This is a genomic window from Mesorhizobium sp. M1A.F.Ca.IN.020.06.1.1, assembly GCF_004023265.1.
In the GTDB taxonomy this organism is placed as follows: Bacteria; Pseudomonadota; Alphaproteobacteria; order Rhizobiales; family Rhizobiaceae; genus Mesorhizobium.
The window spans coordinates 1-1,890 of sequence record NZ_RZSR01001069.1 but is presented as its reverse complement, the minus strand read 5'-3'; the positions used below and the strand labels follow the sequence as shown (position 1 = coordinate 1,890).

Here is a 1,890-nt window from a genome sequence, read left to right as displayed (position 1 = left end):
CGGGGCGATCGTCGGCTGCGTGACGCCGCGCAACACCTGGCCGCTGCCGACCGGTCTCGGCGGCGTGTTCGGCGATATGGTGCTGAAGATCCCGGGCATCGCCGTCGGCGGCTATCCGAAGGGCCTTTTCGCCACCATCATCGCCGTTGTGCTCGCGACGCCGGCGCTCTGGCTGTTCGCCTATGGCTCGGCGCTGATCGCGCGCAAGAACGGCTTTGCCGTCATGGAGCGCGCCGCCGAGCCGGAACCGCGCGAGCAGGACGATCTGCTCTTCGATGAGGATGAAGACGAGGGCGACGAAGGCATTCTTGCGCTCGGCGCCATCACCCATTGGTGGCTGTCCTTCCGTGCATGGATGCATCGGCGTGCCGCGCGCCGCAGGCAGGAGCGTGACGAGTTCGAGCCTCAGATTGAGCCGCGGGCCAGCGCCTGGCGCCGCGCCGCCGAACGGGTCGAATCGGCCGAGTACGCCGAATCCAGGATGAGCCCCGGCGGCCGCGCCCGTGTCGAGCCGGAATTCTTCGCCGCAATGGTCAACGACCGCAGCGCTTCGGTCGATCCCGTGGACGACAATGTCTTCGACGACGAAGAGGCCGATCTCGACGACTTCGACGACGAGGAGCCGGTCCAGCGCCGCGCCAATGTGCGCAACTTCCGCTCGGACGCGGCGACGCGCGTGGAGGCGCCTGCGCCGCGCCCGGTGCAAGGCGCACGCGTTCAGCGCGAGGCGCAGACCTCGCTCATCGGCTCCGGCACGTTCGAGATGCCGTCGCTGCATTTCCTGTCCGAACCGAAGAACGTCGCGAAAGACCCGAGCCTGTCGAAGGACGCGCTGGAGCAGAACGCAAGGCTGCTCGAAGGCGTGCTCGAGGATTTCGGCGTCAAGGGCGAGATCATCCATGTCCGCCCGGGTCCGGTCGTCACGCTCTATGAGCTGGAACCTGCGCCCGGTATCAAATCCTCGCGCGTCATCGGCCTCTCCGACGACATCGCCCGCTCGATGAGCGCGATCGCCTGCCGCGTCGCCGTCGTGCCCGGCCGCAACGCCATCGGCATCGAACTGCCGAATGCCAAGCGCGAGACAGTCTATCTGCGCGAGATCATGGCGAGCCGCGACTTCGAAACCACCAAGGCGAAGCTCGCCTTGGCGCTCGGCAAGACCATCAACGGCGAGGCGGTCATCGTCGACATCGCCAAGATGCCGCATGTGCTGGTCGCCGGCACCACCGGCTCGGGCAAGTCGGTCGCCATCAACACCATGATCCTGTCGCTGCTCTACCGGCTCACCCCGCAGGAATGCCGGCTGATCATGATCGATCCGAAGATGCTCGAGCTCTCGGTCTATGACGGCATCCCGCATCTGCTCACGCCCGTCGTCACCGATCCGAAGAAGGCCGTGGTGGCGCTGAAATGGACGGTGCGCGAGATGGAGGACCGCTACCGCAAGATGTCCAAGGTCGGCGTGCGCAACATCGACGGCTTCAACGCTCGCGTCAGCCAGGCCGAGAAGAAGGGTGAGAAAATCTCGCGCACCGTGCAGACCGGCTTCGACCGCCAGACGGGCGAGGCGATCTACGAGACGGAGGATCTCGACCTCGAGCCGATGCCCTATATCGTCGTCATCATCGACGAAATGGCCGACCTGATGATGGTGGCCGGCAAGGACATCGAAGGCGCGGTGCAGCGCCTGGCGCAGATGGCGCGCGCCGCCGGCATCCATGTCATCATGGCGACGCAGCGCCCGTCGGTCGACGTCATCACCGGCACCATCAAGGCCAATTTCCCCACCCGCATCTCATTCCAGGTAACGTCGAAGATCGACAGCCGCACCATCCTGGGCGAGCAGGGCGCCGAGCAGCTGCTCGGCATGGGCGACATGCTCTACATGGC

Annotated in this window: 1 protein-coding gene; it reads left to right on the top strand. The window is 66.0% G+C overall.

The window, feature by feature from the left end; all coding sequences use genetic code 11:
• Window positions 1-1,890, top strand: a 1,890-nt coding sequence (locus EOA60_RS30995; RefSeq protein WP_164899692.1) for a DNA translocase FtsK, incomplete at both ends; no start/stop codon positions are given.